The following is a 20,352-nucleotide window of genomic DNA, read 5'->3' on the forward strand; positions in this document are numbered from 1 at the left end:
GCCGGCCTGATCGGCTGGTTCACGCACCTGCATCAAACTGTCTTTCATCGCCGCGTTGCTATCATGACGGCTTGTCCGGATTCAGGAACGCCTTCATGCCCTTCCCGCTGCGCCATGCGCTGGCCGCCATCCTGGCCGCCGGCTTCGCCCAGACCGCATCGGCCACTGCGCTGAGCGAATGCCTCGGCTTTGCCCGCACCGACAAGGTGCTGATCGTCAACGCCGACGATATCGGCATGCATCCGGATCTCGACAAGGCCGCGTTCGCGCTGATCGACAAGCAGCAGATCCAGGACCTGTCGATCATGCCGCCGACGCCGAACTTTGCCGCCGCGGCGAAGATGGCACGTGACCGCAAGCTGGCCGTCGGCGTCCATCTGACGCTGACCAACGAGTGGCAGGACAAGCAGTCCTGGGGCAGCGTGCTGCCGAAAGCCGACGTGCCGTCGCTGTACAACCCGCAAGGGCGCTTGTGGGCCACCACGCAGGAAGTCGCCCGGCATGCCGATCCGGCCGAGGTGAAGAAGGAACTGCTGGCGCAGATCGCCAAGGTGCGTGCCGCCGGCCTGACGGTCACCCACCTCGACGCGCACATGGTGTTCTGGGCGGCCAGCCCGGCACTGCTGAAAATCTATACCGAGCTGCCACGCGAGACCAGCATCCCGATCGTGATGCAGGGCTTTTTCATGCCGGCGGCCAAACAGCTGGAAGCCACGCGGCAAATCCAGGCCGAAGGCATCGTCACGCCCGATGCCTATTTCATGCACTACAACCCGGACCAGCGCAAACCCGGCCAGCGTTACACCGGCTACGACAGCTGGATCGGCACGCTGCCGGCCGGCATCAACCATCTGGCCATCCATCCGGCCGAGGACAGCCCGTCCGCGCGCACCAGCATCGCCGATCTGGTACTGCGGCTGTCGGACTTCGAAGTCTGGAGCAGCCCGACGATCCGGCAACTGGGCAAGGACCTCAAGTACACCGACTACCGGGCAATGCGGGCACTGCAGGACAAGGTGAACGCCGGCGGCAAGACCTGCCTGAGCCGCTGACCCGGTACGCGATCACCGCTTGCGCGTGTAGCGCGCGATCATCAATGGCGCCCACTTGCCGTCGGCGTCCTGCGCCTCCGAGCGCATCACGCGGTGATCGGCGTCGATGATTTCGATCACGTCGTGGAACACGCGGGTCTGGCCGGGATTCATGCAGTCGGGCCCGGTCGACGACAGCGTCAGGATGCGGCCGCCGACATCGAGTTCGCCGTCGTAGATCCACATGTGGGTCATCATCGAGCCGACCCAGCTGCCGGTGAAGCGCTGCGTATCGGCGTTGAAACCCAGCGTGATCTGCATCGTACAGGGATCGCCGTCGGGCATCGTGCTTCGCCCGTCTCCGATCACCCAGACATCGCCCAGTGCGCGGACGGACTCGGTGCCAGTGCTTTTCTCCGGCGTCTGGTCCGGCGGCCCCTGCATCTCGCATTCGAACGTCCAGTCGCCCAGCAATTGTTGCAGCCAGCGGTGCTGCTGCAGGACTTCGGTTTTCATGGCCGGCTCCTTCATCCTCTGAAGTTGCCAGCCTAGTCAGCAGTGCGGTGCAGCAAGGCCGTAAGCTGCCGAATGGCGGCACCTTGAGCGGCGAGCAAAATCCAGTGCAGCGGTGCTGGCAAGGGGCCCTTTAGGGTCCGAAGCACTGACAGTACAAGTCGTACGGCAAGCGAGCGCAACGCAGCCAGCAGGGCTTGGTTCGTCGCGCTCAGTCGTCGCGGGTCAGCACTTCCAGCAGCTCGACCTCGAAAATCAGGTTCGAGTTCGGCTTGATGTGCGGCCCGATCTGGCGCTCGCCATAGGCCAGATGCGCCGGTACGAACAGCTTGCGCTTGCCGCCCACCTTCATCCCCATCATGCCCTGATCCCAGCCCTTGATGACCCGGCCGGTGCCGATCACGCACTGGAAAGGCTGGCCGCGATCGTGCGACGAGTCGAACTTCGTGCCGTCTTCCAGCCAGCCGGTGTAATGGGTACGGATCAGCGCGCCCTTGACGGCTTCGCGGCCCTCGCCAACGGCCAGGTCTTCGATCCGGAGTTCTTCATTGCTCATGGTGGCGCTCGATACGGTAAAGAGAAGAAGCCGAGGATTCTACCACCGCCCCCCTTTGCCGCCCGTCGGCCGGCCGTCGCGCCGCCTCTACCCGTCCATCCGTTTCAGCACCTGCAATGGCGCGGCTCCAGCGCCGATCATCCTGCCTGCTCCCTGCGCGCCGCGACACAAAATGCAACTTTTTAGTTGCATTTATCGGTCCGAATCGCATACTGCAACAAGCAACCATTAAGTTGCCTATTGAAGTCCCAAAGGAGCCCCATCGTGAACGACTACAACCAAAGCCTTGTCCTGGCCGCCATGCCGGCCGACGTCTATGCCGCCCTCACCACCTCCGCCGGCCTGCGCGGCTGGTGGACGGTCGACAGCGATGCCGATCCGGCCGACACCGTCGGCAGCGAATTGCGCTTCCGCTTCGGCTCGCACTACATGCACATGCGCATCGAGCAACTGACGCCGTCCGCCGAAGTGCATTGGTACTGCACTGCCGCATTCACCGACGTCGACGCCTTTACCCGCAAGGACGAATGGGTCGGCACGCGGATCAAGTTCCGTCTTGCAGCGACCGGCGACGGCCAGACCCGTCTGGACTTCGTCCATCTCGGGCTGGTGCCGGAATTCGAGTGCTACGATTTATGCCAGAACGGCTGGCAGCACTTCCTCACCAGCCTGCAGCAGTACGTCGCCACCGGCACCGGCACGCCGTACCGCCCGGCCGAACCGCACCCTGCCGTACCCATCGCAGCCTGAAGGACCACACCATGAGCACTGTCAGCGAGACCGACCGGATCGAACGCAGCATCGTCATCAACGCACCACGCGAGCGGGTGTGGCGCGCACTGGCCGACGCCGAATCCTTCGGCACCTGGTTCGGTGCCGACCTCAAGGGCCAGACGTTTTTGCCGGGTCAGCGCACGCGCGGGCCGATCACCATCAAGGGCTTCGAGCACATCCACTTCGACGTGGTGATCGAACGGATCGAGCCGCAACAGCTGCTGTCCTACCACTGGCACCCTTATCCGGTCGACCCGGCGATCGACTACGAACTGGAAACGCCGACCCGCGTGGTCTTCACGCTGCACGACGCGCCGGACAACACCACGCTGCTGAAGGTGGCAGAATCCGGCTTCGACAACGTGCCCCCGCACCGCCGGCTCGAAGCGTTCCGCATGAACGGCAACGGCTGGGCGGCGCAACTGGAGAATATCGCCCGTCATGCCAGCGCCTAGTCCCCCCGTTGCCCACGACCGCAGCGATGTCATCCACGCCAGCGACACGCTGGCGCGGGTGTTCGCCGCGCTGGGCGACCCGATCCGGCTGAAGCTCGTCGCCGTGCTCTGCGCCGGCGGCGCGCTCTCGATCGCACAGCTCACCGCCAACACCGACATCAGCCGACAGGGCGTGACCAAACACCTGCAGGTGCTGGCCGAGGCCGGTGTCGTGCGCGACGTGAAAATGGGGCGGGAACGGCTGTGGCAACTGGACCCGGCACAGATCGAAGCCGCCAGACAGACGCTGGACGTGATCGGCCACGAATGGGGCATTGCGCTGCAAAAGCTCAAGCTCTTTGCCGAATCGCCGTAACCGGACGTGAACACGGGCGACGGCCTGAGCCCGCCTCGCCAACGTCTCAAAGCATCACCCGGCGAACGTTGGGAAATCTTGCACCAAAAACGAAAAATGGTTATTTAAAAATCATTTAATATTCCTTTTTAACTTAAATCGCTGCTTGCTAGATTGCCTCTTCGTCACGACACGCCCCTCTGTGGCCCATGAATGAGGAAAATCCGATGAGCACACTGAATCGCTTCAAGTACTTGCTGCCGTCGCTGGCACTGGCCGGGGTTGCGCTCACGGCGCAGGCCGACGAGGTCACCGTCGCTTATCAGACGACGGTCGAACCGGCCAAGGTGGCGCAGGCCGATGGCGCCTACGAGAAAGCCACCGGCAGCAAGATCAACTGGCGCAAGTTCGAAAGCGGCGCCGAGGTCATCACCGCCATTGCGTCGGGCGACGTGCAGGTCGGTTACGTCGGCTCGAGCCCGCTGGCCGCCGCCGCCAGCCGCTCGCTGCCGGTGCAGACCTTCCTGATCGCAGCGCAGATCGGTTCGGCCGAGGCGCTGGTGGTCCGCAACGGTGCCGGCATCAGCAAACCGGCTGATCTGGCGGGCAAGAAGATCGCCGTGCCCTTCGTGTCGACCACCCACTACAGCCTGCTGGCTGCGCTGAAGCACTGGAAGATCGACCCGTCCAAAGTCCAGATCGTCAATCTGCGGCCGTCCGAAATCACCGCGGCCTGGCAGCGTGGTGACATCGACGCGGCCTATGTCTGGGATCCGGCGCTGGGCAAGGCCAAGGAAAACGGCAAGGTGCTGGTGACCTCGACCGACGTGGCCAAATGGGGCGCGCCGACCTTCGACGCCTGGATCGTCCGCAAGGATTTTGCCGAGAAGAATCCGAAGTTCGTCGAACAGTTTGCCCGCGTCACCCTCAAGGCCTACGCCGACTATCAGGCCAATCCGAAGGCCTTCGCCACCAACGCGGCCAATGCCGAGAAAGTCGCCCGCATCACCGGCTCCAAGCCCGGGGAAGTCGCCGCTCTGCTGGAAGGCAACCGCTATCCGGTCGCCAGCGAGCAGGCGAAAATCCTGGCGGCCCCCACCGTCAAGGCGCTGACCGACACCTCGGCCTTCCTCAAGGATCAGGGCAAGGTCGACGCCGTCCAGCAAAGCTACACCGGGTACGTGAACGGCCGCTTCGTCCAGACGGCAGGCAAGTAGTACACCGCAATACCACGGCCGGGCTTGCCCGGTCGTCCCCGCTCCTGCACAGGAATTCCCCCATGTCCTCGCTGATCGTCGATCGCGTTTCGGTACGCTATCCGGGTGCGCAAGGCACCGCGCTCTCGGATGTGTCGCTGACCGTGCCACCGGAAAGCCTGGTTGTAGCGCTGGGCCCGTCCGGTTGCGGCAAGACCACGCTGCTGAACCTGATTGCCGGCTTTATCAAGCCTACGAGCGGGACGATCACGCTGGATGGCGAACCGGTGACCGGCCCCGGCGCCGAGCGCGGCGTGGTGTTCCAGGACGATGCGCTGCTGCCCTGGCTGAACGTCGGCGACAACGTCGCCTTCGGCCTGCGCCTGCGCGGCGTACCGCAGCGCGAACGCGAAGCCCGTGCCCGCGAAGTCCTGCAACTGGTCGATCTGGCGGGCCATGCCGGACACAAGGTCTGGCAGCTGTCCGGCGGCATGCGCCAGCGCGTCGGGCTGGCACGGGCACTGGCGGCCAACCCGCAGGTACTGCTGATGGACGAACCGTTCGGCGCGCTGGATGCCTTCATCCGCGAACAGATGCAGGCCCTGCTGCTGCGCATCTGGCGCGAAACCGGCAAGCGGGTTTTCCTGATCACCCACGACATCGAGGAGGCCGTCTTCCTCGCCACTGATCTGGTGCTGATGTCGCCCGGGCCCGGCCGCATCGTCGAGCGCCTGCAGCTCGACTTCGGCCGCCGCCACGCAGCGGGCGAACCGGTACGCAGCATCAAGGCCGACCCCGGTTTCATCGCCGTGCGCGAGCACGTGCTGGCACGGGTCTTCGCCCACCGTACGAACCGTGCCGAGGGAGCCATCGCATGAACAGCGCCGAACTGACACTGGGCGAGCACGTTTTCATTGCCGCCGAAGCCGCGCAACCGACGGCCCCCGAGGCCGAGGCCGGGCCGCGCAGCGCCCTGCGCATCAGCCTGCTGACGCTGGCCGGCGTATTGCTGCTGTGGTGGGGCGTCTGCGCCAGCGGCCTGATTGCCCCGCTGTTCCTGCCTTCGCCGCAAGCGGTGCTGGCCAAGCTGTGGCTGACGGCAACCCGGGGCTACATGGATGCCACCCTCTGGCAGCACTTGGGCGCGAGTGCCTTCCGCATCGTGACCGCGCTGATCGCAGCGGTGCTGTTTGCCGTTCCGGTCGGCATTGCCATCGGGTTGTCGCGTACCGCACGCGGCGTGCTCGATCCGCTGATCGAGTTTTACCGCCCCATTCCGCCGCTCGCCTATCTGCCGCTGATCGTGATCTGGTTCGGCATCGGCGAGCTGTCCAAGGTCCTGCTGATCTATCTGGCCATTTTTGCGCCGATTGCCATCGCCACCGCCACCGGCGTGCGCAACGTCGATCCGACCCGGCTTCGGGCCGCACAGTCGCTGGGCGCCAGCCGCTGGCAGCTGATCCGCCACGTCATCGTGCCGTCTGCCCTGCCGGACATCCTGACCGGGGTGCGCATCGGTCTGGGCACCGGCTGGTCCACGCTGGTCGCCGCCGAGCTGGTCGCCGCCACGCGCGGGCTGGGCTTCATGGTGCAGTCGGCGGCCCAGTTCCTCGTCACCGACGTGGTGGTGCTCGGCATCATCGTCATCGCCGTCATCGCCTTCACGCTCGAGCTGGGGCTGCGCGCGCTGCAGCGCCGGCTGGTGCCCTGGCAAGGCCAGTCCCGTTGAATCCGGAGTCCCCCATGCCCCATTCCATCACCCTCACCCCGCTCAGTCCCGCGCTCGGCGCCATCGTCGACGGCGTCTCGCTGGCCGGACCGCTGAACGACAGTCAGCGCGAAGCGCTGAACGATGCGCTGCTTGCGCACGAGGTGCTGTTCTTCCGCAATCAGCCGCTGACACCGGTACAACAGCGCGACTTCGCCCGCCAGTTCGGTGACCTGCACATCCATCCGATCTATCCGAACGTGCCGGAGACACCGCAGATCCTCGTGCTGGATACCCACGCGGACAACCTGCCGGACAACGACAACTGGCATACCGACGTCACCTTCATTCCGACTCCGCCACTCGGTGCGGTGCTGTCGGCCAAGCAGTTGCCGCCGACGGGGGGCGACACGCTCTGGGCCAGCGGCACCGCAGCCTTCGATGCGCTGTCGCCGCAGCTGAAAACGCTGCTCGACGGCCTGACGGCCACGCACGACTTCGCGCTCTCCTTCCCCGCCAGCCGCCATGCCGTTTCCGACGCGGGGCGGGCCCAGTGGGAGGCGACCCGGGACAAGCACCCGCCGCTGTCCCACCCGGTGATCCGCACCCACCCCGTCACCGGGCGCAAGGCGATCTTCGTCAACGAAGGCTTCACGCTGCGCATCAACGAACTGCCGCCACGGGAAAGCGCCGCGCTGCTGGCCTTCCTCTACGCCCACATCGCCCGACCGGAGTTCACCGTGCGCTGGCGCTGGCAGGTGGACGACGTGGCGTTCTGGGACAACCGGACCACCCAGCATTACGCGATTGCCGACTACCTGCCGGCCCGGCGGGTGATGCATCGCGCCACCATTCTTGGCGACGCGCCGTTCTGATTTCTAAACTACTCCCACCCTCTCAGCATCGAGCCGCCATGCCCCGTTTCCGCCATGCCCTCTCCGCCCTGACCCTCGCCTTTGCCGCAACCCTGCCCGCCCACGCGGCAGACCTGCGCATCGGCCTTGCCGCCGACGTCTCGTCGCTGGACCCGCACTTCGTCAATATCGCCCCCAACATCGCGCTGTCTTCGCACCTGTTCGAATCGCTGACCAGCGTCGACGCGAACGGCAAGCTGCAACCGGGACTGGCGACCAGCTGGAAGGCGGTCGACCCGACGACCTGGGAGTTCAAGCTGCGGCGCGGGGTGAAGTTCCACGACGGCAGCGAGCTGACCGCCGACGATGTCGTCTTTTCGCTCGACCGCCCGGCCACGCTGACCAACAGCCCGGGGCCGTTCACCAGCTACACCAAGCCCATCGTCGCCAAGCAGGTGGTCGACCGCTATACGGTGCGCCTCAAGACCGCGACCCCGTACGGCCCGCTGCCGCTGGACGTGAATTCGATCTTCATCGTGTCGAAAAAGGCTGCGCAGAACGCCACGCCGGAGGACTTCAACAGCGGCAAGGCGCTGATCGGCACCGGGCCGTTCAAGTTCGCCAGTTTCAAGCGCGGCGAAGCCATCGAGCTGGTCAGGAACCCGCAGTACTGGGGCGAGAAGCCGGCGTGGGACAAGGTGACCTTCCGCATCCTGACCAGCGACGCGCCACGTCTGGCCGCCTTGCTGGCCGGCGACGTCGATGCCATCGAGAACGTGCCGACCGCCGACATCGCCCGGCTCAAGGCCAATCCCAAGTTCGTACTCGCGCAGCGTGCGTCGTGGCGCACGCTGTTCTGGCAGCTGGACCAGTGGCGCGACAACTCGCCCTACGTGACCGACAAGGCCGGCAAGCCGCTGGCCAAAAATCCGCTCAAGGATGTCCGGGTCCGGCAGGCCATTTCCAAGGCCATCAATCGCGATGCGCTGGTCGAGCGCACGCTGGAAGGGCTGGCCATCCCCGCCGGCAACATCGTTTCGCCGGGCATCCTCGGCAATGCCAAAGCCTTGAAGCCGGAAGCCTACGACCCGGAAGGCGCGAAGAAACTGCTGGCCGCAGCAGGCTATCCGGACGGTTTCGCGCTGACGCTGCACGGCCCGAACAACCGCTACATCAACGACGAACAGGTCGTGCAGACCGTCGCCCAGCTGCTGACGCGCGTCGGCATTCAGGCCAAGGTCGAAACGCTGCCGCTGTCGGCCTATTTCGGCAAGGCGCGGGCCGGCGACTACAGCGTGGCACTGCTGGGCTGGGGGTCGCTGGCCGGTGATTTTGCGCTGCGCTCGCTGGTCGGCACGCCCAATCCGGACACCGGCTGGGGCAGCTGGAACTGGGGCAGGTACAGCAATCCGAAAGTCGACCAGCTGGTAGCGGCCTCGCTCGCCAGCGTCGAGCCGCAGGAACGCGAAAAGCTGGCCGAACAGGCCGCCACACAGGCGCTGAAGGACTATGCCGTCATCCCGCTTTACCACCAGTACGCCAGCTGGGGGCTGAAAAAAGGCATCAAGTTCACGCCGCGCGTGGATGAGTTCAGCTTTGCCTGGCAGTTCAAGCCGGAATGAGCGCGGCACTGATCCTTTCATACCGCATCACGTCCTGAGGCCTTCATGTCGGGCTTCATGATCCGGCGCCTGATCCAGGCGCTGCTGGTGCTGCTGACCATGTCGGCGCTGGTCTTCGTGGCCGTGTTCGCGATCGGCGATCCGCTGGCACTGCTGGTCGATCCGCAGGCCGACCGGCACGACATCGCTCGTGTCCGCGCCGGGCTGGGGCTGGATCAGCCATGGTGGGTGCAGTACGCCCGCTTCGTCGGAGCGATGGCCCATGGCGATCTGGGGCGATCCTTCGTGCATGGCGAGCCGGCCATCCGGCTGGTGCTCGAACGCATGCCTGCAACGCTGGAGCTGGCCGTCGCGGCGCTGCTGATTGCGCTGCTGGTGGGCGTACCGCTGGGGCTGTGGGTGGGGCTGCAACCCCGGTCCTGGTCGGCCCGGCTGATCGACGCGCTGTCGCTACTCGGCTTTTCGCTGCCCACCTTCTGGGTCGGCATGATGTTCATCATGCTGTTCGGCGTCTGGCTGGGCTGGCTGCCGACCGGCGGGCGCGGCGAAACAACGCTCTGGCTGGGCATTCCGCTGTCGATCGGCTCGCTCGACGGCTGGCGCCACCTGCTGCTGCCCGCGCTGACACTGGCGCTGTTCAAGTGCTCGCTGCTGCTGCGGCTGACCGCCAGCGCCACGCGCGAAGCATTGCGCCAGGACTACGTCCGCTTCGCCCGCGCCCGGGGGCTGCACCCGGCGCGGATCGTGTTCGTGCACGTGTTCAAGAACATCCTGATCCCGATCGTGACGGTCAGCGGGCTGGAATTCGGCTCGCTGATCGCCTTTGCCGTGGTCACCGAAACCGTGTTCGCCTGGCCCGGCATGGGCAAGCTGCTGATCGAGGCCATCGGCCAGCTCGACCGGCCCGTCGTTGTCGCCTACCTGCTGGTCACCGTCACGCTGTTCGTCACCATCAACCTCGTCGTGGATCTGCTCTATGCGCTGCTCGATCCGCGCGTGCGCCTCAGGAGCCGGCCATGAGCCGCCGCGGCTGGTTCAGCCTGATCCTGCTGGCGGCCCTGCTGCTCGCCGCGTTGCTGGCGCCGTGGCTGGCGTCGCAGAATCCGTACGATCTGGCCACGCTGGACATTCTGGATGCACGCCTGCCACCGGGCAGCGCGGCCCTCGACCACGGCGGCACCTACTGGCTGGGTACCGATGCGCAAGGCCGGGACATGCTGTCCGCCATGCTGTACGGCTTGCGCATCAGTCTGACCGTCGGCGTACTGAGCACGCTGCTGGCACTGACGGCAGGCGTGGTGCTCGGCCTGCTCGCCGCCTGGCACGGCCGTTGGGTCGATGCACTGATCATGCGCGTGGTGGACATCCAGCTCTCCTTCCCGGCCATCCTGCTGGCGCTGGTGCTGCTGGCTCTGACGGGGCCGGGCGTGTCCAAGATCGTGCTGGCCTTGCTGGCGGCACAGTGGGCCTACTACGCCCGCACCGCACGCAGCGCCGCGCTGGTCGAGTGCCAGAAGGATTACGTCGCGGCGGCCAGGCTGTTGCGGCTGCCGACGTGGCGCATCCTGTTGCGCCACGTCCTGCCCAATTGCCTGCCGACCCTCTTGACCGTGGCCGCCCTGCAACTGGCCGCCGCGATCTCGCTCGAAGCCACGCTGTCCTTCCTCGGACTGGGGCTGCCGGTCACCGAGCCCTCGCTCGGTCTGCTGATCGCCAACGGCTTCCAGTACCTGCTGTCCGGACGCTACTGGATCAGCGTGTTTCCGGGACTGTTGCTGGTCGTCGTACTGACCAGCTGCAATCTGCTGGCCGACGCGCTCCGCCAGCGGGCCGATCCGCGCGAGGCCGGACGATGAGCGTCCTCGACGTGAAGGACCTCACCATCCACATCGGCGACACCAAGTCCCCTGCCCATGCCGTCGACAGCGTCAGCCTGCATATCGAACGCGGCGAGGTGGTCGCGCTGGTGGGCGAATCCGGCTCCGGCAAAACGCTGACCGGTCTGGCCATCGCCGGCCTGCTGGACCCGCCGCTGCGTCGTGTGGGCGGCGAGATCACGTTGTTGGGCGAAGACCTGAGCGCCCTGCCGGAGCGCCAGTTGCGCCGCCGGCGCGGCGACCGTCTGGCCATGGTGTTTCAGGACCCGATGGCGACATTGAACCCGGTTCTGCGGATCGAAACCCAACTGGTCGAAACCATCCGCGCCCACCGCAACGTCGGCCGCAGTGCAGCCAGGGACGAAGCGCTGGCCATGCTCGACGAGGTGGGCATCACCTTCCCGGCACAACGGCTGCGCGCCTACCCGCACGAACTCTCCGGCGGCATGCGCCAGCGGGTGGCCATTGCCGCCGCGCTGATCAACCAGCCTGCGCTGCTGATCGCGGACGAACCGACCACGGCGCTGGATGTCACGCTGCAAGCGCAGATTCTGGCCCTGATCGACCAGTACCGCCGCGACCACGGCACCGCGGTACTGTGGATCACCCATGATCTGGGGGTGGCGGCCGGCTTTGCCGACCGGGTGCTGGTCATGTACGCCGGCCAGATCGTCGAATCCGGCCCCTGTGCCCGGGTATTGCACGCTCCGGCCCACCCCTACACCGCCGCCCTGCTGGGCGCGATTCCCGGCAGCGTACCGCCCGGCACACCACTGGCCACGCTGCCCGGCCAGCCGCCCAGCCTTTCGCCGCCGCCCGAAGGCTGCCGCTTCCGTGCCCGCTGCCCGCGCGCCGAGGCCGCCTGCATCGCAGCGCCGCCACAAGTTGCCGCCGGCGAGGCGCGGACGGTGCGGTGCTTCTTTCCCTTGGTCACCCCGCCATGAACGAGCCCCTGTTCCACGCCCGGAACATCAGCCAGAGCTATATACTGGCGAATGGCTGGCGCCAGCGGCGATCCACGCTGCAGGCGCTGGATGATGTCTCCCTCGCTCTCCACGCAGGCGAAGCGGTCGGCATCGTCGGGGAATCCGGCAGCGGCAAATCCACACTGGCCCGCATCATCGCCGGCCTGCTGCCGCCCACCGCCGGCGAGCGCTTCTGGCAAGGACAACGCCTGCCGGACGGGCCGCGCGACGGCATCCAGATGGTGTTCCAGGACGCGGCATCCGCCCTCAACCCGCGCGCCCGCGTGGCAGAGCTGATCGCCGAAGCACCACGCATCCACGGCTTGATCACCGGCGACGAAAGCGACTTTGTCGCCACCCAGCTGAGCCGGGTCGGGCTGGACCCGCAGCTGGCGCAACGCTATCCGCACCAGCTCTCCGGCGGACAGCGCGCCCGCGTCGGCATTGCCCGTGCGCTGGCCGTGAAACCGCAGCTGCTGGTGTGCGACGAAGCCGTTGCGGCGCTGGATGTGTTGATCCAGGCCCAGATTCTCAACCTGCTGCAACAGCTGCGCCGCGAGCTGGGATTGACACTGCTGTTCATCAGCCACGACCTCGGCGTCGTACGCCACCTGTGCGAGCGGGTCGTGGTCATGCACCACGGCCGGATCGTGGAGACGGCCGCAGCCGGGCAACTGGTCGGCTTGCCCCAAGCTTCCCTCTCCCGTTCCTGAACGGGTCCCGAATCGAGGTCATCCGGTTGGTTCTCGTTTCCCGGAGACGTTCCGGGTGGCTAAGGTATGCTGGTCCGGGTGTTTGCCGCCCAAGGCGGATTCGGCGCGTAGCGACAATCCGCCGATTGTCTGCACCATTAACCTGATCCGGTGTGCCGCAATTCAAAAGCCAAACCGCCGGTCCCACCCGGCTGGCGGGTTACTTTCTTTGCTTCGCCAAAGAAAGTAACCAAAGAAAGGCGACCCGAAGCGGCAGGCGCTCCGCACTACCCTGCATCGGTCGCGAGCCAAGTCATGAAGCCGACTCGTCTCGCTCCACTCCTCGGCTGCCTTGGACGGGATTGGGGTGGAATGCAAAGGTCAGAGCTAAGCGGTGGAATGGCTCCACCGATTACCGACGCGATCACACGAATCCGGCTTACTGCGATGCCAGTGGCACACCGCCCCGATTGTCCGTAACTAGGAACCCCCACAGGGGCGCGAATGTGGGATCGCCTTTTCTTTCGTTCATTGCTTTTGACGACGTAAAAAAAGAACATATGGGCGCGACGGAACGCGTATGTAAACGATGCGCCGCAGGCGTAAAACGCAAATGAAATTGAAACAATCGGCGCCGGCCTGCGCGGGTCAAATGACCCGCCCTACATGGTTGCGCAGAGGAATCCAACTAGGCGAAACCCAATACCTCTCAAGCTCCAGATTAATAGATTGTCAAAAATCTTAAAATCCACTGTGCATACCTAGTTCAACAATAAGCACCGTGCATGCCAAATTTCATTTTTCATAGCATCGGACGATATATTCGCTATATCCGCATTTATTTCCGTTAAAGTAATTCAGCCTTTGAACCCCCCCTCCTTTCATTGTCTTACCGCATACCTCCTTGCCCAAATTTTCAATCATAGCTTCATTGCCAGGAATTCCTCCATCTGCACCACAGTAAAACTTGGGACCCGCCAAATTCCGTCCATACTCACCAACGTAAAACGGGCGAATTTCTTTTATAGTCATATCTTTGACTTTTCTTCCTAAAATCTGATTACTTTCGGTCAGTAAAGAAACGGATTTTTCAGAGTCATCGACCCTTTTTTGCAGCCTATCAATTTCAGTTTTGGCAGTGCTCTGTAGAGCAGGCCCGAGGTACTTATCTTGCGGCAAATAAATCTCATACGGAGTGGAAACACCAGCTCGACCAATTGTCAGTACCAATGTGGCAGCAGAATAACTTCCGCCACTAGGGGAATCCGGGACTCTAACGCAGTTTATTGAAAAATCCCGATCAAATTTAACAACAGCAGATTTAGGTTCAAGCTCTTTCGGCCATAAATAAGCTCTAGGAGTTGTGCACTTTAATTTTGATTTATCAAACTCAATATCATCGACCTGTACCTCCATATACCCGTTGTTATTTCTACCAATTATTGTCAAGACATTGGGGGGAGTATATGTATATGTCACCACTAAATTTTGCTTAGAAATCTCTAAGCATTGATTGAAATTTTTCTGCGCATAATCCATGGATGTTTTAGTATATGTATCTTTGTACGAGTAAACATCGCTACTTTTTGCTGTATCACTACAGAATTGAGAAACAGTTTGATCTTTCGAAGAAAAAGCAAACTGGGCAGATATTGGCACACTTGCAACAATGGCAGCCACCCCCAAACCAGTATCACTCTCATTAATTGATCCATCTGACTTGCAAAATTTATTGAAGTATTGATTTTTTATTGCCAATTTCTGAATATTTATATCAATATTTGATAGTTGGTCTTTGTAGGCGACCAAACATGGATCAGCTGGGTCTGCCAAAGCGTATCTGCCGAAAAATGAAGCCGGAATCAGTAAGAAAAGTGTGATAAAACGCATAATCATCTCCTAGGCGTGGGGATCACCCTACACATTACTAGACGATTTTTTCCGATCTACTGCACTTTTTTGGAAAAAAACCCGCTAACTTCCCAGTCCCGAACGACAACTATCCAGGCCAATGGCAAAACCCGTAGAACCCTTCACAAAGGTCACAGGCATAACAAACATAGACAAATACAAAAACCATCTTGTATTATTTTTTAAAAACGCATAACAATACAAGACATACTCGTTAAAAAAGGGCCTTTCGACCCTTTTTTAACTCATCAATAATAATTCAATCCCAGCTCAACGCCCCACCAGTCTGGTACTCCGTCACGCGGGTTTCAAAGAAATTCTTCTCTTTCTTCAAGTCGATCATCTCGCTCATCCACGGGAACGGGTTGGTCACGCCCGGGAAGAGTTGGTCGAGGCCGATTTGCTGCATGCGGCGGTTGGCGATGAAGCGCAGGTATTCCTTGAACTGGCTGGCGTTCAGGCCCAGCACGCCGCGCGGCATGGTGTCTTCGGCATACGCGTATTCGAGTTCGACGGCTTTCTTGAACAGTTCGGTGATTTCGGCCTTGAACGGTTCGGTCCACAGCTGCGGGTTTTCCAGCTTGATGGTGTTGATCAGGTCGATGCCGAAATTGCAGTGCATCGATTCGTCGCGCAGGATGTACTGGTACTGCTCGGCGGCGCCGGTCATCTTGTTCTGGCGGCCGAGCGCGAGGATCTGGACGAAGCCGACATAGAAGAACAGGCCTTCCATGATGCAGGCGAAGACGATGATCGAGCGCAGCAGTTGCTGGTCCGTCTCAAGAGTCCCGCTCTTGAACTCCGGGTCGGTCAGTACGTCGATGAACGGGATCAGGAATTCGTCCTTGTTCCGGATCGACGCGACTTCGTGATAGGCGTTGAAGATTTCGCCTTCATCAAGGCCGAGCGATTCGACGATGTACTGGTAGGCGTGGGTGTGGATCGCTTCGTCGAAGGCCTGACGCAGCAGGAACTGGCGGCATTCCGGGCTGGTGATCTGGCGGTAGGTGCCGAGGACGATGTTGTTGGCGGCGAGCGAGTCGGCGGTGACGAAGAAGCCGAGGTTGCGCTTGACCAGACGGCGCTCGTCGTCGGTCAGGCCGTTCGGGTCCTTCCACAGCTCGATGTCGCGCTGCATGTTCACTTCCTGCGGCATCCAGTGGTTGGCGCACTGGGCCAGATACTTTTCCCACGCCCACTTGTGCTTGAACGGCACGAGCTGGTTGACGTCGGTGGTGCCGTTGATGACGCGCTTGTCGACGACGTTGACCCGCCCTTCAGTCGCAGCGCTGCCGGCACTGTTTGCGGTGGTGGAAATGGCGGAGTCTTCGAAGCTCAGCATGGTGCTTGTCCTTGTCTATCGATATTTGCAATGGCGCGGCTGATGCCGGCCGTGTTTATTGTTTGTCGCCCTGGTTCAGTAGCTGAACCTTGACGTTGGAAAAATCGCTGACGCCCCACATGACCTTCATGTGATTGAAGTCACGGGCCTGCTGATCGCTCAGCACGACGTCGGGCTTGAAATTCATGTTCAGGTGAAAGTCACCCAAGTACACCACCTCTCCGGCCCTGACGGTGAAGCGGTCCTGCCTCGGCAGGCTGATCACGTTGCGCATCCCGGCCTGCCCCAGCGTGTCCGGCATGCCCCAGTAGCCGTAAACGTGGCTGATGGTGTAGTTGCCCGGCGGCAGCGCAGTGAACGTCAGTCTGCCCTTGTCGTCCGGCACGTTGCCCGGTGCGCGGATGTAGTCGGTGTTCTCACTGGCGTACAGATTGCCGCTGATGCCGGCACCGTTGAACACCAGATTCGCATCGCCGCTGTCGGGTTGCAGGCTGTGCAGCGTGAATGCCAGCACTGCGTAACCCTGACCCGGCGGCGGCTGCAGCTTGCCGGCGTCGGTTTGCGGCTTCATCGACGCACACGCCGCCAACAGGATCAGCAGGCCGAGCGCGGCGACGCGTTTGTACCCTTCATGCACAAGCATGGCGCCCTCCAGTCCGCCCGCAGGCGGCTTCAGCTTCCGTACGGCAGATTGCCGGCTTGCGGCAACCTCACCTGTATGTTGGACAGCTCGTTGGCGGTTTTACTCATGACCAGATCATAAAAATCGCGACCGGACTGATTGCTGACCGACACGGACGGTGTGAAATCCAGCGCGACGTTGACATTGCCGACATAAACCACCTCGCCCGCCTGCACGCTGAACGTCTGCCCCAGCGGCAACCAGACCGGCTGGGTCCGCGAACGGCCACCCTCTTCGGTGTGCCAGCTACCCTGCACGTGCATCAGTTGATACTTGCCCGGTACCAGATTCAGCGAGAAGCGTTTGCCGGCAACACTGGGACCGTTCGGCGAACGCACTTCATCGCCCTCTTCCGCGGTCAGCACCTGTTCGCCCCGCGGCCCGCGCAACACCAGCGAGACCTTGGCATCGTCCGGTTCAACCGCTTGCCACGTCAGCGTCAGCAACACCGCAGCCTGCCCGGCTTGCGTCTCGACCTTTTTCGGCTCGTTGCTGCTGAACACCTGCTGCACTTGCGCGCACCCCGTCAACGCCAGGGCCAGCCCCAAGCCTGCCAGTACCGTCTTCATTCCCTTCTCTCCCCGCTGGCCTGCTCGTTGGCGGCCTTGTTGGCTTTCTTGTGAAACCGATTCATCAACCGCCTGCAGGCAAGCGGCTCAGGAATCGGGCCCGGCGAAGCGGGCTTGCGGAAGGCCGGCAAGCCGGCCTTCCTTCACTGCCTTACTGGCATGCTTCGCAGTCGGGATTGTCGATCGAGCAGAACTTCATGTCGGTCGCCGGTTCCATCACCGGTTCGGCTTCCACCGCCGGCGCCGCTGCCACGGCAGCCGGAGCGCTGTAGCCGCCATCCACCGGTACGGCGTTCAGCTCGCCGCCACGGCCGGTCGACTTCTCGGCGTTCGATGCCGCCAGCGTGCGGAGGTAGTACGTGGTCTTGAGGCCACGGATCCACGCATGCTTGTACAGCTCGTCCAGCTTCTTGCCCGACGCGCCGGCCATGTAGATGTTCAGGCTCTGCGCCTGGTCGATCCACTTCTGGCGACGCGATGCAGCCTCGACCAGCCACTTCGGATCCATTTCGAACGCGGTCGCGTAGATGTCGCGCAGGTCTTGCGGGATGCGATCGATGCGCGCCACCGAACCGTCGAAGTACTTCAGGTCCGAGATCATCACTTCGTCCCACAGGCCACGGGCCTTCAGGTCGCGCACCAGGTAGTCGTTGACCACGGTGAATTCGCCCGACAGGTTCGATTTGACGAACAGGTTCTGGTAGGTCGGTTCGATCGACGCCGAGACGCCGATGATGTTGGCGATGGTCGCAGTCGGGGCGATGGCCACGCAGTTCGAGTTGCGCATGCCGACCGACGCAACGCGCTGACGCAGTGCGTTCCAGTCCAGCCGTTCGGTGCGGTCGACTTCGAGGTTGCCGCCACGCTCTTCGGCCAGCAGGTTCAGCGAATCGAGCGGCAGGATGCCACGATCCCAAAGGCTGCCCTTGTAGCTCGGGTAGGTGCCGCGCTCTTCGGCCAGCTCGGTCGACGCCCAGTAGGCGTGGTAGCAGACCATTTCCATCGACGCATCGGCAAACTCGACCGCAGCGTTCGACGCATACGGAATCCGTTGTGCCAGCAGCGCGTCCTGGAAGCCCATGATGCCCATGCCGACCGGACGGTGCTTCAGGTTGGAATTGCGCGCCTTCGCCACCGGGTAGAAGTTGATGTCGATGACGTTGTCGAGCATGCGCATCGCGGTCTTCACGGTGCGGGCGATCTTGTCCTGATCAAGGACGATAGCGCCGTCGACATTCTTCAGGTGGTTGACCAGGTTGACCGAGCCGAGGTTGCAGACGGCGATTTCGTGGTCGTTGGTGTTCAGCGTGATTTCGGTGCACAGGTTCGAGCTGTGGACCACGCCGACGTGCTGCTGCGGGCTGCGGATGTTGCACGGATCCTTGAACGTGATCCACGGGTGACCCGTTTCGAACAGCATGGTCAGCATCTTGCGCCACAGCGTCAGCGCCGGCAGCTTCTTGACCACGCGCATTTCGCCGCGGGCAGCCTTTTCTTCGTAGCGTGCGTAGGTCTCGGCGAAGTCCTTGCCGTACTTGTCGTGCAGATCCGGTGCTTCGGCCGGGCTGAACAGCGTCCAGTCGGCGCCTTCGATCACGCGCTGCATGAACAGGTCCGGCACCCAGTTGGCGGTGTTCATGTCGTGGGTACGGCGGCGGTCGTCACCGGTGTTCTTGCGCAGTTCGAGGAATTCCTCGATGTCGGCGTGCCAGGTTTCCAGGTAGGCGCAGACCGCGCCCTTGCGCTTGCCGCCCTGGTTGACCGCGACGGCGGTGTCGTTCACCACCTTGAGGAAGGGCACGACGCCCTGCGACTTGCCGTTGGTGCCCTTGATGTGCGAACCGAGCGAGCGCACCGGGGTCCAGTCGTTGCCGAGGCCGCCGGCAAACTTCGACAGCAGCGCGTTTTCCTTGATGCCTTCGTAGATGCCATCGAGGTCGTCGGCGATCGTCGTCAGGTAGCACGACGACAGCTGCGAGCGACGGGTACCCGAGTTGAACAGCGTCGGGGTCGAGCTCATGAAGTCGAAGCTCGACAGCACGTTGTAGAACTCGATCGCGCGAGCTTCGCGGTCGATCTCGTTCAGCGCCAAGCCCATGGCCACACGCATGTAGAACGCCTGCGGCAGCTCGATGCGCTCGCCGTCGACGTGCAGGAAGTAGCGGTCGTACAGCGTCTGCAGGCCGAGGTAGCCGAACTGGTAGTCGCGGTCGTGGTTCAGCGCGGCGCCGAGGCGGGCCAGATCGTACTGGGCCAGACGGTCGTCGAGCAGCTCGGCGTCGATGCCGCGCTTGATGAATTCCGGGAAGTAGCGCGCGTAGGCGTGCACCATGTCTTCATGGCTGGTTTCCTCGCCGAGCACTTCGCGGCGCAGGCTGTCGAGCAGCAGGCGCGCGGTGACTTGCGAGTACGACGGGTCTTTCTCGATCAGCTGGCGCGCGGCCATGATCACCGACTTGCGCACTTCTTCGGCCGACACGCCGTCGTAGATGTTCTTCAGCGCTTCGTTCAGGATCGCGGCCTGGTTGGTCTCGTTGTCGAAACCGGTGCAGGCCGAGGCGATCAGCGCCTTGAGGCGGCCCAGATCGAGCGGACGGCGGCTGCCGTCTTCGTAAACGACGTTGATGCTGTCGTGGTGTTCGACTTCGTGTTCGACCTTGGCGTGCGAGCGCTCTTGCGAGCGCTGTTCGCGGTAGATCACGTAGGCACGTGCGACGTCGTGTTCGCCGGTACGCATCAGCGCCAGTTCGACCTGGTCCTGGATTTCCTCGATATGGATCGCGCCGCCTTCGGGCTTGCGGCGCATCAGTGCGCGCACGACCGAGTCGGTCAGGCCGGCAACGCGCTCGCGCACGCCAGCCGACGAAGCGGCCTGGCTGCCCTGCACGGCGATGAAGGCCTTGGTCACGGCCACCGAGATCTTCAGCGGCTCGAACGGCACCACAGCGCCGTTGCGACGAATGATCTTGTAGTTGGTGTAGGCGCTGTTGTCGTGTTGCGCGGCGGTGTCGACGGTATCGGTCATTCGGCTTCCAGTGGTGCTATCCAGCGGGGCGTACATGCGCTCTGTTCCTTCTGGCTAGAGGGGATTCTGATGATGTGCACAAGTCTGTGTATTCTTTGTGAAGAAACACAATATCTTGTGTCTGCAAACTAGTCTCAACACAAATACTAGGGGAAGACGGTCGGCTAGTGCAACTGCGCGATCATGTGATAAATGATGGCCGGCAGTACCACCGAAGCGGAGCGCGGCTCGCACGGCCAATCAGCG

The 20,352-nt window shown here is 62.8% G+C and carries 20 protein-coding genes; 13 read left to right on the plus strand and 7 right to left on the minus strand.

The genetic code is table 11. From position 1 onward, the window contains the following. Nucleotides 1–95 precede the first annotated feature (95 nt). Nucleotides 96–1,052: a polysaccharide deacetylase family protein gene (locus JMJ54_RS03505; protein ID WP_203536549.1), complete on the plus strand. Its 957-nt coding sequence runs from the start codon at nucleotides 96–98 to the stop codon at nucleotides 1,050–1,052. Nucleotides 1,053–1,064: 12 nt separating this feature from the next. Here the strand turns inward: JMJ54_RS03505 and JMJ54_RS03510 are convergent, their stop codons facing one another. Both JMJ54_RS03510 and JMJ54_RS03515 read right to left on the minus strand, forming a co-directional pair. After that, entirely contained in the window at nucleotides 1,065–1,547 is a 483-nt protein-coding gene (locus tag JMJ54_RS03510) for a DUF1579 domain-containing protein (RefSeq protein WP_203536550.1), read from the minus strand. Between the two features lie 208 nt (nucleotides 1,548–1,755). Further along, complete coding sequence (locus tag JMJ54_RS03515) at nucleotides 1,756–2,100, minus strand: FKBP-type peptidyl-prolyl cis-trans isomerase (RefSeq protein WP_189458794.1); 345 nt, start codon at nucleotides 2,098–2,100, stop codon at nucleotides 1,756–1,758. 264 nt (nucleotides 2,101–2,364) lie between these two features. On the opposite strand from JMJ54_RS03515, the gene JMJ54_RS03520 reads away from it, so the two are divergent. From JMJ54_RS03520 to JMJ54_RS03575, 12 genes are all read left to right on the plus strand, one after another. Next, on the plus strand, nucleotides 2,365–2,850 hold the full coding sequence (locus JMJ54_RS03520) for an SRPBCC family protein (RefSeq protein ID WP_203536551.1): 486 nt from the start codon (nucleotides 2,365–2,367) through the stop codon (nucleotides 2,848–2,850). Nucleotides 2,851–2,861: 11 nt separating this feature from the next. Beyond that, complete coding sequence (locus tag JMJ54_RS03525) at nucleotides 2,862–3,329, plus strand: SRPBCC family protein (protein WP_203536552.1); 468 nt, start codon at nucleotides 2,862–2,864, stop codon at nucleotides 3,327–3,329. Beyond that, a complete protein-coding gene (locus JMJ54_RS03530; RefSeq protein ID WP_203536553.1) occupies nucleotides 3,316–3,684 on the plus strand; it encodes an ArsR/SmtB family transcription factor in 369 nt (122 codons plus the stop codon). Before JMJ54_RS03525 ends, JMJ54_RS03530 begins: the two co-directional genes overlap by 14 nt. Before the next feature lie 206 nt (nucleotides 3,685–3,890). Continuing rightward, the gene (gene tauA / locus JMJ54_RS03535) at nucleotides 3,891–4,880 is read left to right on the plus strand and encodes a taurine ABC transporter substrate-binding protein (protein WP_203536554.1); all 990 of its coding nucleotides are present in this window, start codon (nucleotides 3,891–3,893) and stop codon (nucleotides 4,878–4,880) included. Between the two features lie 62 nt (nucleotides 4,881–4,942). After that, nucleotides 4,943–5,737 (plus strand): taurine ABC transporter ATP-binding subunit, encoded by a 795-nt coding sequence (gene tauB, locus JMJ54_RS03540; protein WP_203536555.1) that lies wholly within the window; start codon nucleotides 4,943–4,945, stop codon nucleotides 5,735–5,737. Beyond that, the gene (gene tauC / locus JMJ54_RS03545) at nucleotides 5,734–6,588 is read left to right on the plus strand and encodes a taurine ABC transporter permease TauC (protein WP_203536556.1); all 855 of its coding nucleotides are present in this window, start codon (nucleotides 5,734–5,736) and stop codon (nucleotides 6,586–6,588) included. The genes tauB and tauC overlap by 4 nt, the downstream gene beginning before the upstream one ends. 14 nt (nucleotides 6,589–6,602) lie before the next feature. Further along, a complete protein-coding gene (gene tauD / locus JMJ54_RS03550; RefSeq protein WP_203536557.1) occupies nucleotides 6,603–7,442 on the plus strand; it encodes a taurine dioxygenase in 840 nt (279 codons plus the stop codon). 38 nt (nucleotides 7,443–7,480) lie between these two features. After that, nucleotides 7,481–9,043, plus strand: coding sequence for an ABC transporter substrate-binding protein (locus JMJ54_RS03555; protein WP_203536558.1), 1,563 nt, complete (start codon nucleotides 7,481–7,483; stop codon nucleotides 9,041–9,043). 45 nt (nucleotides 9,044–9,088) lie between these two features. Further along, complete coding sequence (locus JMJ54_RS03560; RefSeq protein WP_203536559.1) at nucleotides 9,089–10,063, plus strand: ABC transporter permease; 975 nt, start codon at nucleotides 9,089–9,091, stop codon at nucleotides 10,061–10,063. Further along, nucleotides 10,060–10,899 carry an ABC transporter permease gene (locus JMJ54_RS03565; RefSeq protein ID WP_203536560.1) on the plus strand — a complete coding sequence of 280 codons (840 nt, stop codon included), beginning with the start codon at nucleotides 10,060–10,062 and terminating at the stop codon, nucleotides 10,897–10,899. Before JMJ54_RS03560 ends, JMJ54_RS03565 begins: the two co-directional genes overlap by 4 nt. After that, nucleotides 10,896–11,864, plus strand: coding sequence for an ABC transporter ATP-binding protein (locus JMJ54_RS03570; protein ID WP_203536561.1), 969 nt, complete (start codon nucleotides 10,896–10,898; stop codon nucleotides 11,862–11,864). Before JMJ54_RS03565 ends, JMJ54_RS03570 begins: the two co-directional genes overlap by 4 nt. Then, entirely contained in the window at nucleotides 11,861–12,598 is a 738-nt protein-coding gene (locus tag JMJ54_RS03575; protein WP_203536562.1) for an ATP-binding cassette domain-containing protein, read from the plus strand. The genes JMJ54_RS03570 and JMJ54_RS03575 overlap by 4 nt, the downstream gene beginning before the upstream one ends. A 774-nt stretch (nucleotides 12,599–13,372) precedes the next feature. Here JMJ54_RS03575 and JMJ54_RS03580 read toward each other — a convergent pair. From JMJ54_RS03580 to JMJ54_RS03600, 5 genes are all read right to left on the minus strand, one after another. Beyond that, complete coding sequence (locus JMJ54_RS03580) at nucleotides 13,373–14,467, minus strand: hypothetical protein (protein ID WP_203536563.1); 1,095 nt, start codon at nucleotides 14,465–14,467, stop codon at nucleotides 13,373–13,375. A 280-nt stretch (nucleotides 14,468–14,747) separates the two neighbouring features. Beyond that, complete coding sequence (locus JMJ54_RS03585; protein WP_203536564.1) at nucleotides 14,748–15,830, minus strand: ribonucleotide-diphosphate reductase subunit beta; 1,083 nt, start codon at nucleotides 15,828–15,830, stop codon at nucleotides 14,748–14,750. Between the two features lie 55 nt (nucleotides 15,831–15,885). Further along, entirely contained in the window at nucleotides 15,886–16,473 is a 588-nt protein-coding gene (locus tag JMJ54_RS03590) for a hypothetical protein (protein WP_203536565.1), read from the minus strand. A 29-nt stretch (nucleotides 16,474–16,502) separates the two neighbouring features. Next, nucleotides 16,503–17,081: a hypothetical protein gene (locus JMJ54_RS03595; RefSeq protein WP_203536566.1), complete on the minus strand. Its 579-nt coding sequence runs from the start codon at nucleotides 17,079–17,081 to the stop codon at nucleotides 16,503–16,505. Between the two features lie 151 nt (nucleotides 17,082–17,232). Continuing rightward, on the minus strand, nucleotides 17,233–20,106 hold the full coding sequence (locus JMJ54_RS03600; RefSeq protein ID WP_203536567.1) for a ribonucleoside-diphosphate reductase subunit alpha: 2,874 nt from the start codon (nucleotides 20,104–20,106) through the stop codon (nucleotides 17,233–17,235). Nucleotides 20,107–20,352: the final 246 nt, after the last annotated feature.

Origin of the sequence: Jeongeupia naejangsanensis, assembly GCF_016865585.1 — a bacterium.
GTDB lineage: Bacteria > Pseudomonadota > Gammaproteobacteria > Burkholderiales > Chitinibacteraceae > Jeongeupia > Jeongeupia naejangsanensis.

Excerpts from the sequence above, each read along its gene's own strand:
- JMJ54_RS03560 (WP_203536559.1), top strand. The coding sequence starts at position 9,089 with ATGTCGGGCTTCATGATCCGGCGCCTGATCCAGGCGCTGCTGGTGCTG.
- tauC (WP_203536556.1), top strand. The coding sequence starts at position 5,734 with ATGAACAGCGCCGAACTGACACTGGGCGAGCACGTTTTCATTGCCGCC.
- tauA (WP_203536554.1), top strand. The coding sequence starts at position 3,891 with ATGAGCACACTGAATCGCTTCAAGTACTTGCTGCCGTCGCTGGCACTG.
- JMJ54_RS03575 (WP_203536562.1), top strand. The coding sequence starts at position 11,861 with ATGAACGAGCCCCTGTTCCACGCCCGGAACATCAGCCAGAGCTATATA.
- JMJ54_RS03505 (WP_203536549.1), top strand. The coding sequence starts at position 96 with ATGCCCTTCCCGCTGCGCCATGCGCTGGCCGCCATCCTGGCCGCCGGC.
- JMJ54_RS03570 (WP_203536561.1), top strand. The coding sequence starts at position 10,896 with ATGAGCGTCCTCGACGTGAAGGACCTCACCATCCACATCGGCGACACC.
- JMJ54_RS03515 (WP_189458794.1), bottom strand. The coding sequence starts at position 2,100 with ATGAGCAATGAAGAACTCCGGATCGAAGACCTGGCCGTTGGCGAGGGC.
- JMJ54_RS03595 (WP_203536566.1), bottom strand. The coding sequence starts at position 17,081 with ATGAAGACGGTACTGGCAGGCTTGGGGCTGGCCCTGGCGTTGACGGGG.
- JMJ54_RS03530 (WP_203536553.1), top strand. The coding sequence starts at position 3,316 with ATGCCAGCGCCTAGTCCCCCCGTTGCCCACGACCGCAGCGATGTCATC.
- tauD (WP_203536557.1), top strand. The coding sequence starts at position 6,603 with ATGCCCCATTCCATCACCCTCACCCCGCTCAGTCCCGCGCTCGGCGCC.
- JMJ54_RS03600 (WP_203536567.1), bottom strand. The coding sequence starts at position 20,106 with ATGACCGATACCGTCGACACCGCCGCGCAACACGACAACAGCGCCTAC.
- JMJ54_RS03525 (WP_203536552.1), top strand. The coding sequence starts at position 2,862 with ATGAGCACTGTCAGCGAGACCGACCGGATCGAACGCAGCATCGTCATC.
- tauB (WP_203536555.1), top strand. The coding sequence starts at position 4,943 with ATGTCCTCGCTGATCGTCGATCGCGTTTCGGTACGCTATCCGGGTGCG.
- JMJ54_RS03565 (WP_203536560.1), top strand. The coding sequence starts at position 10,060 with ATGAGCCGCCGCGGCTGGTTCAGCCTGATCCTGCTGGCGGCCCTGCTG.
- JMJ54_RS03580 (WP_203536563.1), bottom strand. The coding sequence starts at position 14,467 with ATGCGTTTTATCACACTTTTCTTACTGATTCCGGCTTCATTTTTCGGC.
- JMJ54_RS03555 (WP_203536558.1), top strand. The coding sequence starts at position 7,481 with ATGCCCCGTTTCCGCCATGCCCTCTCCGCCCTGACCCTCGCCTTTGCC.
- JMJ54_RS03590 (WP_203536565.1), bottom strand. The coding sequence starts at position 16,473 with ATGCTTGTGCATGAAGGGTACAAACGCGTCGCCGCGCTCGGCCTGCTG.
- JMJ54_RS03510 (WP_203536550.1), bottom strand. The coding sequence starts at position 1,547 with ATGAAAACCGAAGTCCTGCAGCAGCACCGCTGGCTGCAACAATTGCTG.
- JMJ54_RS03585 (WP_203536564.1), bottom strand. The coding sequence starts at position 15,830 with ATGCTGAGCTTCGAAGACTCCGCCATTTCCACCACCGCAAACAGTGCC.